The 8,051-nt window shown below is 68.9% G+C and carries 8 protein-coding genes; 3 read left to right on the top strand and 5 right to left on the bottom strand.

The window, feature by feature from the left end; translation table 11 throughout:
- Positions 1–252 precede the first annotated feature (252 nt).
- The gene (gene dksA, locus ACVOK1_RS19475) at positions 253–1,494 is read right to left on the bottom strand and encodes an RNA polymerase-binding protein DksA (protein WP_481562990.1); all 1,242 of its coding nucleotides are present in this window, start codon (positions 1,492–1,494) and stop codon (positions 253–255) included.
- A 273-nt stretch (positions 1,495–1,767) separates the two neighbouring features.
- Between dksA and yidD the strand changes: the two genes are divergently transcribed.
- The 3 genes from yidD to ACVOK1_RS19460 are packed head-to-tail and all read left to right on the top strand — an operon-like array spanning position 1,768 to position 4,218.
- A complete protein-coding gene (gene yidD, locus ACVOK1_RS19470) occupies positions 1,768–2,022 on the top strand; it encodes a membrane protein insertion efficiency factor YidD (RefSeq protein ID WP_108750139.1) in 255 nt (84 codons plus the stop codon).
- A 1-nt stretch (position 2,023) separates the two neighbouring features.
- Positions 2,024–3,370: a dihydroorotase gene (locus tag ACVOK1_RS19465; protein ID WP_481562989.1), complete on the top strand. Its 1,347-nt coding sequence runs from the start codon at positions 2,024–2,026 to the stop codon at positions 3,368–3,370.
- The gene (locus ACVOK1_RS19460) at positions 3,370–4,218 is read left to right on the top strand and encodes a M23 family metallopeptidase (RefSeq protein WP_481562988.1); all 849 of its coding nucleotides are present in this window, start codon (positions 3,370–3,372) and stop codon (positions 4,216–4,218) included. The genes ACVOK1_RS19465 and ACVOK1_RS19460 overlap by 1 nt, the downstream gene beginning before the upstream one ends.
- A gap of 214 nt (positions 4,219–4,432) precedes the next feature.
- Here ACVOK1_RS19460 and ACVOK1_RS19455 read toward each other — a convergent pair whose 3' ends face one another.
- The 4 genes from ACVOK1_RS19455 to ACVOK1_RS19440 are packed head-to-tail and all read right to left on the bottom strand — an operon-like array spanning position 4,433 to position 7,926.
- Entirely contained in the window at positions 4,433–5,137 is a 705-nt protein-coding gene (locus ACVOK1_RS19455; protein ID WP_481562987.1) for a phytoene/squalene synthase family protein, read from the bottom strand.
- Between the two features lie 11 nt (positions 5,138–5,148).
- Entirely contained in the window at positions 5,149–5,844 is a 696-nt protein-coding gene (locus ACVOK1_RS19450) for a phosphoglycolate phosphatase (protein WP_481562986.1), read from the bottom strand.
- On the bottom strand, positions 5,841–6,557 hold the full coding sequence (ubiG, locus tag ACVOK1_RS19445; RefSeq protein ID WP_481562985.1) for a bifunctional 2-polyprenyl-6-hydroxyphenol methylase/3-demethylubiquinol 3-O-methyltransferase UbiG: 717 nt from the start codon (positions 6,555–6,557) through the stop codon (positions 5,841–5,843). The genes ACVOK1_RS19450 and ubiG overlap by 4 nt, the downstream gene beginning before the upstream one ends.
- A 25-nt stretch (positions 6,558–6,582) precedes the next feature.
- The gene (locus tag ACVOK1_RS19440; protein WP_108747050.1) at positions 6,583–7,926 is read right to left on the bottom strand and encodes a TRZ/ATZ family hydrolase; all 1,344 of its coding nucleotides are present in this window, start codon (positions 7,924–7,926) and stop codon (positions 6,583–6,585) included.
- Positions 7,927–8,051 lie beyond the last annotated feature (125 nt).

Genomic DNA, 8,051 nt, shown 5'->3' with positions numbered 1-8,051 from the left:
GCTGGCGCCGGGGGCTCGGGGTGCGGCGGCGCTGCGGGCCGGCGGCCGTGTTCGGCGGCGCCCCGCCCGCGTTCCTGTTCTTTGCCCTCCCCCCACGCGACCCCCCCCCGACTCTACAAAACGGCCAGTCGAGCATGGCTCGACTCTACAGTACGGCCAGCCGAGCGTGGGCTCGGCTCTACAACAGCCAGCCACCCAACAAAAAACCCGGCCGAGGCCGGGTTTTTCGCATGACCAGACAACGCTCTGGAATCAGTCGCCCTGCTGCTTCTGCAGGTGCTCCCAACGCTCCTGGGCGTCGATGGTGCGCTCGGCGGTCAGGCGTGCTTCGAGACGCTCCAGACCGATTTCCTCACCGGTGTCCACGCAGTAACCGTAGTCGCCGGCTTCCAGGCGCTTCAGGGTGCTGTCGATCTTGCCGATCAGCTTGCGGTAACGGTCGCGGGTACGCAGTTCCAGCGAGTTCTCGGTCTCGCGGGTCGCGCGCTCGGCTTCGTCGCCGATGTCACGCACTTCCTCGCGCAGGTTCTCGATGGTCTGCTTGGATTCTTCCACCAGATCGGCGCGCCAGTTCTGCAGGCGCTGGCGGAAGTATTCCTGCTGCAGCGGGCTCATGTACTCCTCTTCCGAGCCGGGCTTGTAGCCGGTCGGCAGGATCGGGCGGCCGGTGGCCTCGTCGGTCTTGTATTCGACGACCTTGTACTTGCTGCGCGGGGCCGGCGCCGCCGAACGGGCGGTCACAGCCACGGCGACCTTGCCCACGGGGCGCGACACGGTCTTCGGAGCGGGATCAGGTTTCACGGCGGTTTTCACGGCGGTCTTGGCAGGCGATTTCGAAACGGGCACGGGATTCTTGGATTGCGGGGCGGTCGATGCTGCAGGGGTGGCGGCCGGGGCCGGCTTGGGGGCCGGTTTGGCTGCTGCCACTGCCGCGGTCTTGGCCGGGACAGACTTGGCCGGAGCTGCCTTGGCGGCGGGCTTCGGTGCGGTTTTCACTACCGGGGCCGGGGCCGGCTTGGCAGCCGGCTTGGCGACATTCTTGGTGGCTTTCTTTACAGCGGCAGGCGTGGCGGCGGGTTTAGCCGGTGCAGCCTTCTTCGCCGCCGGCTTGGCGACCGGCTTGGCCGCGGCCTTCTTGGCCACCGGCTTCGGCGCGGGCTTGGCGACAGCCTTCTTCGGTGCCGGCTTGGCGACGGCCTTCTTGGCCGGTGCGGCCTTGCTGGCTGCCTTCTTCACCACCGGCGCCTTCTTGCTGGCTGCCGCGGGCTTGGCCTTGGCCGGCGCAGCGGCCTTCTTCGCCGCTGGCTTGCTGGCCTTGGCCGGCGATTTCGTTGCGGTGGCCTTCCTGGCCGCCGGTTGCGAGGATGCTGCCTTGGCGGCCGTCTTGCTGGCCGGCTTCTTGGCAACAGGCTTGGCCGCCACTTTCTTCACAACAGGCTTGGCGGTTTTCTTGGCGGCCTTGACGGCCTTCTTTGCAGTTTTTTTAGCAGCCACGAAACGCTCTTCCTTGGATTCCCCGGGGCCCGGGAAAGCGGGCCTTTATAGCCTACCCGACCGGCAGCAGCAACCTTGGGGGCCTGCTCCATTCAGTCATGGAGCCAGCGGGCCCAACGTGGCGGTCCGAACAACCTGGCCGCCCTGCGCGGTGCGGAACCTGGCCGGCACCTGCAAGGGTGCCAGCACCGGTCGCAGGCCATCGGCGACATGCGACCAACGGCCCATCCTGCACAAATGCGGCCTTCATGCCAACTGGCATAAGATGACTGGGTGATCTCGCGCCTGCTCATCGCCCTGCTGCGCTTCTACAAGCGCTTCATCAGCCCCCTGCTGGGGCCGCGCTGCCGTTTCGTGCCCAGTTGTTCTGAATACGCGATGGAGGCCATCGGCCGCCACGGCCCGCTGCGCGGCAGCTGGCTGGCCGCGCGCCGGCTGGGCCGCTGCCACCCCTTCCATCCCGGCGGCTTCGATCCAGTGCCCGAGTCTTCCCACGCCCCTTCTTGCCGTTGCACAGGAAAACACTGACATGTCCTCCACCCTCATCACCAATGCCCGCATGGTCAACGAAGGCCGCACCTTCGACGGCGACCTGCGCATCGAGAACGGCCGCATCGCGCAGATCGGCAGTGGCCTGGCCCCGCGCGACGGCGAGCAGGTGGTGGACGCGGCCGGACGCTGGCTGCTGCCCGGCATGATCGATGACCAGGTGCACTTCCGCGAACCGGGCCTGACCCACAAGGGCGACATCGCCAGCGAATCGGCGGCCGCGGTGGCCGGTGGCCTGACCAGCTTCATGGATATGCCCAACACCAACCCGCCGACGCTGGATTCGACCATCCTGGAAGCCAAGTACGAGCTGGCACGCGGCCGCGCCTGGGCCAACTACGGCTTCTACCACGGCGCCAGCAACGACAACCTGGAAGCGATCCGCGCACTGGACCCGAAGAAGGCGCCGGGCGTGAAGGTGTTCATGGGTGCCTCTACCGGCAACATGCTGGTGGACAACCCGGAGACGCTGGACGCGATCTTCCGCGAATGCCCGACCCCGATCATCACGCACTGCGAAGACACGCCGATGATCGACGCCAACCTCAAGGCCTTCCAGGAAAAGTACGGCGACGCACTGACCCCGGACATGCACCCGGACATCCGTTCGCGCGAGGCCTGCATCAAGTCGACCCGCCTGGCGATGTCGCTGGCGCGCAAGCACGGCACCCGCCTGCACGTGCTGCACATCTCCACCGCCGACGAGCTGGCGCTGTTCGAGAAGGGCCCGCTGATCCGCGCCGACGGCAGCCGCAAGCAGATCACCGCTGAAACCTGCGTGCACTTCCTGCACTTCGCGCGCCCGGATTACGCGACCAAGGGCAACCTGATCAAGTGCAACCCGGCCATCAAGGAAGTTTCCGACCGCGAAGCGATCACCGCTGCGCTGGCCGATGACGTGCTGGACGTGCTGGCCACCGACCACGCCCCGCACACCTGGGAAGAGAAGCAGAAGCCCTACGCACAGGCGCCGTCCGGCCTGCCGCTGGTGCAGTACGCGCTGGTGGCCGCGCTGGAGCGCGTGCACGAAGGCAAGCTGACCCGCGAGCAGGTGGTGCAGAAGTTCGCCCACGCCCCGGCGCAGTTGTTCGACGTGGAAGAGCGCGGCTTCCTGCGCGAAGGCTACTTCGCCGACCTGGTGCTGGTGGAAGACGTGCCGTTCACCGTCAAGCGCGAAGACGTGCTGTCCAAGTGCGGCTGGTCGCCGTTTGAAGGCACCACCTTCCGTTCGCGCGTGGCCTCGACCTGGGTGAACGGCCAGCGGGTGTGGGACGGCAGCACGCTGGTGGGCGAACCGGCCGGCCAGCGCATGACCTACGACCGCTGATGCGTTCGGCACTTCTGTTGGGGGCGCTGCTGCTGGCCGCGCCCTCGTTCAACGCACCGCTGGCACAGGCGCAGGATGGCATCGGCAGCCTGATCGACAGCCGCGTGGTGTTCCCGGCCAGCGCGTCGCAGGGCGCCATGGTGATCGGCAAGGTGCCGGCCGGCAGCCGCGTGCGCTACGCCGGCCGCGACCTGCGCGTAAGCAACTACGGCAGCGTGGTGTTCGGCATCGGCCGCGACGAGAAAGGCCCGCTGCAGGTGCAGGTGCAGCGCCCGGATGGCGGCAGCGAGACGGCCACGATTTCGGTGACCCCGCGCGACTGGCCGACCGAGCGCGTGAACGGCGTGCCGCCGAAGACGGTGAATCCGCCGCCGGCGATTGCCGAGCGCATCAAGCGCGAACAGGCGCAGGTGACCGCAGCGCGCGCCCGCGATGACAACCGCACCGATTTCACCCAGACCTTCATCTGGCCGGTGCAGGGCCGCATCAGTGGCCGCTTCGGCAATGCACGCGTGTACAACGGCCAGCCCGGTGCAGGCCATTCCGGCATGGATATCGCGGTACCCACCGGCACCCCGGTGAAGGCACCGGCCGCCGGCGTGGTCACCTTCGCCGGCCCGGATCTGTACCTGACCGGCGGCACGTTGCTGATCGACCATGGCTACGGCATCAGCTCGAACTTCCTGCACCTGTCACGCATCGACGTGAAGGTGGGCGATCGGGTCGAGCAGGGCCAGGTGATTGCCGCCGTCGGCGCCACCGGCCGTGCCACCGGCCCGCACCTGCACTGGGGCATGAACTGGTTCGATACCCGCATCGACCCGTTGCTGGTGCTGGAACGCAAATAGCGCGCGCCACGCGCTTGGGTGGGGTCATGATCCGGTAGCGCCGGGCCATGCCCGGCGAGCGCACTGCGCCTTGGTAGGTGCCGACCTTGGTCGGCACGATCCCGCAGCGCGCGCGAACCGGACATTCATCCACGCATGGCGTGGATCTACCGCAATGCGATTCGGCACGATCCCGTAGAGCGTGCGGACCACGGTCCGCACCTACCAGCAGCGATCAGCCGCGTGCGGCCCACCACACGCGCAGCAGCGTGCGTACCGGGGTGGCTTCGATCGGCTTGCCTGCGGCCTGCGCGGCCACGCGGGCGCGGGCCAGGCTGGACCAGACGCGGCGCGCGCGCGGGCCCGGCACGCGGGTCGCCCAGCCCTTCAACAGATGCTGCGCCCAACGCTGCGTGGCGTTGCTGGCGTCCTCGTCCAGCAGGCTGCGCGGCACACCGGCCACGCCGGCATCCTGCAGGCGCTGGGCCAGGGTCTGCAGCTGCACGGCACGGCCGGCGCCCTTGCGCGGCGTGTCGTTGAACAGCACCGCTTCCACCGCCGCCACGGCGTCGGCGTAGTTGGCCAGCGCGCGCTCGGCACTGGCCGCATCGAGTGCAACCGTGCGCGCCTCGACCAGGTCCGGCAGGGTTTCGGCCAGCTGCGCCCACGGTGCACGCACCGGCTCCAGCAGGCGGCCCAGCGGATGGCGCGAGCGCTGCCCGGCCCAGCTGCGCAGCTCCTCGCCCCACCACGCCAGCTTGGCGTCGGCCGGCATCGGGTCGCCGCTGGTGTTGAGCATGTCGTCGAATTCCTGCAGCAGCGCGAACCACGCCACCGCGAGCTCGCGTTGCGATTCGGCCACGAACGGGGCGGCCACCGACCATTCCGGCCAACGGCTGCGCCACTTGTCGAGGAAACTGTCCAGCGCGGTACTGCTCACTACGTCATTCCTTACGGCTGGGCCGGGGCTGCCGGCCGGGTCGGCCAGAGACTGGCCAGTTGCAGAAGTTCGGCGTTTTCCACCAGTACGTCGGCCTGCCAGGCCAGCGGATCGTCGCTGTGCAGGCGGTAGCCCCACAGCGCCGCCACCGACGGCATGGCCGCCGCGCGTGCAGCGATGATGTCGCGCTCGTCGTCGCCGACGTACACGCAGTCTTCGGCGGCAACGCCAATGGCCTGCGCGGCGTGCAGCAGCGGCAGCGGATGCGGCTTGCGCTCGGCCAGGCTGTCACCGCCCACCAGCACCGCGCAGCGCTGCTGCCAGCTCTGCTGCGGCAGGATCAGGCGCGCCAGGTATTCCGGCTTGTTGGTGACGATGCCCCACACGGTGCCTGCGGCATCCAGCGCGGCGAGCATGCCGGCCACGCCGTCGAACAGCACGGCGTGCTGGCCGATCAGCGCTTCATAGCGCTGCAGGAACTCGGGAATCAGCGCATCGCGCTCGGCCGCGTCCAGATCCGGGAAAGCGGCGGTCAACATCGCACGCGAGCCCTTGGACACCACCGGGCGCAGCAGCGCCGGATCGATCGGCGCACGGCCGCGCGCGGCCAGCATCGCATCGCAGGTGGCGACGAAATCCGGCGCACTGTCCAGCAGGGTGCCGTCCAGGTCGAACAGCACCGCCCGCGGGAAGCCGGCCGTGGTCATGCAGGCTTGACCGCGTAGGCCAGGTAGTTGATGTCGGTGCGGCTGCTCAGGCGGGCGTGGTTTCGCCACGGCTCGTAGGCCATGCCGCTCACATCCACCAGCTGCACGTCGGCCTCGCGCAGCCAGCGCGCCAGCTCGGCCGGCTTGATGAATTCCTGGTAGTGGTGGGTGCCCTTGGGCAGCAGCCGTGCCACGTACTCGGCGCCGACGATCGCCACTGCGAACGCAGCCGCGGTGCGGTTGATGGTCGACAGGAACAGGTGGCCACCGGGCTTCAGCAGGCGCTTGCAGGCCTCGATGATCGCGCCCGGATCGGGCACGTGCTCGAGCATTTCCATGCAGGTGACCACGTCGAAGCTGCCCGGCTGTTCGGCGGCCAGGTCCTCGGCGGCCTGCACCCGGTAGTCGACCTTGGCGCCGCTTTCCAGCGCATGCAGGCGCGCGACCTTGACCAGCTCAGGGGCAAGGTCAATCGCAGTGACGTCGGCACCGCTTTGGGCCAGCGCCTCGCTCAGCAGGCCGCCACCGCAGCCGATGTCGAGCACGCGCGCACCGCGCAGCGTCACGCGGTCGGCCACGTACTGCAGGCGCACCGGGTTCAGGGCGTGCAGCGGCTTCTGCGGGCCGTCGGCGTCCCACCAGCGGTTGGCCAGCGCGGCGAACTTGTCCAGCTCGGCCTGATCGAAATTGGAGGAAGCGTGGGGGGCAGTCATGGGGGAGTCCTTGCAGCGCCGGGGTTCAGGCGCGGATATGACGGATGCGCTCGCGCCACTGGCGCGCGTTGGCGATGATGCCCGGCAGGTCCATGCCGACCAGTTCGCGCTGCACCAGCTTCGGCTTGCCGGCAATCCAGACGTCGCTGACCTGCTGGCGGCCGGTGGCATACACCAGCTGCGACAGCACGTTGTGCAGCGGCTGGGTTTCCAGCGCCGACAGGTCGACGCAGACCAGGTCGGCCTGTTTGCCGACTTCGATCGAGCCGATGCGCTCGCCGAAGCCCAGCGCGCGGGCGCCGCCCAGGGTCGAGGCACGCAGCGTGGTGGCCGCGTCCAGCGCGGTCGCATCGTCGGCCACGGCCTTGGCCAGGATGGCCGCGGTGCGGTTCTCGCTGAACATGTCCAGGTCGTTGTTGCTGGCGCAGCCATCGGTACCGATGGCCAGGTTGACGCCGGCGCGCTGCAGGGCGCAGGCCGGGCAGAAACCGGAGGCCAGCTTCAGGTTCGATTCCGGGCAGTGCACCACGCTGACGCCACGCTCGGCGCACAGGTGGATTTCCGCGTCGGTCAGCTGGGTCATGTGCACCGCGATCAGGCGGTCGTTGACCAGGCCGAGGCGATCCAGCCGCGCCAGCGGGCGCTGGCCGTGCAGCTTGATCGAATCGTTGATTTCCTGCGCGGTCTCATGGGTGTGCAGGTGCACCTGCATGTCGAGCTGGTCGGACAGCATCCGCACGCGCTCGAAATTGGCATCGTTGACCGTGTACGGCGCATGCGGCGCGAACGCGGTGCCGATCAGCGGATCGGTGCGCCACTGGTCATGCAGTTCACCGGCCTTGGCGAAGTACTCGTCGTCGGTCTTGGCCCAGGCGGTGGGGAAATCGATGATGACCGCGCCGACCAGCGCGCGGAAACCGTGCTTCTTGTAGACCGCGGCCTGCACGTCGCCGAAGAAGTAGTTCTCGTTGGCGCAGGTGGTGCCGCCGCGCAGCATCTCGGCGATGGCCAGGGTGGTGCCGTCGGCGACGAATTCCGGCCCGATCACCGCCGCTTCCACCGGCCAGATGTGCTGCTGCAGCCAGGTCATCAGCGGGAGGTCGTCAGCGACGCCGCGCAGCAGGGTCATCGGGTTGTGCGTGTGAGCGTTCACCAGGCCGGGCATCAGCGCCGCGTCGGGACGGCTGACCACCTGGGTCGCGCGGAAGCGCGCGCGGGCCTCGGCACGCGGCAGGATGGCGACGATTTCGCTGCCACGCACGGCGACGGCATGGTCTTCCAGCACCACCGCATGCGGCTCGATCGGAACGACATAACCGGCTTCGATGAGCAGGTCGCAGGCTTCGGGGAGGTGCGGGCTATCGCTCATGCGGGCTCACTGGCTATTGAAGAAGGGCCTGGCGGGAGGCGGTAGCGCCCGGGCCGGCCCGGCGGGGGGGGGGGGGGGCGCGAAAAAACAAGCCCCCCCCGCCCGCCCCCCGCCCACCCACCGCC

The sequence above is a fragment of the Stenotrophomonas sp. STEN087 genome, from assembly GCF_056759115.1.
Note: the sequence above shows the minus strand (reverse complement) of the source record. Positions and strands in the feature narration are given on the sequence as shown.

What these genes read in the sequence shown, in the direction of transcription:
- ACVOK1_RS19450 (WP_481562986.1), bottom strand. Translation starts at nt 5,844, where the DNA reads ATGACCACGGCCGGCTTCCCGCGGGCGGTGCTGTTCGACCTGGACGGC.
- ACVOK1_RS19460 (WP_481562988.1), top strand. Translation starts at nt 3,370, where the DNA reads ATGCGTTCGGCACTTCTGTTGGGGGCGCTGCTGCTGGCCGCGCCCTCG.
- ACVOK1_RS19465 (WP_481562989.1), top strand. Translation starts at nt 2,024, where the DNA reads ATGTCCTCCACCCTCATCACCAATGCCCGCATGGTCAACGAAGGCCGC.
- ubiG (WP_481562985.1), bottom strand. Translation starts at nt 6,557, where the DNA reads ATGACTGCCCCCCACGCTTCCTCCAATTTCGATCAGGCCGAGCTGGAC.
- ACVOK1_RS19440 (WP_108747050.1), bottom strand. Translation starts at nt 7,926, where the DNA reads ATGAGCGATAGCCCGCACCTCCCCGAAGCCTGCGACCTGCTCATCGAA.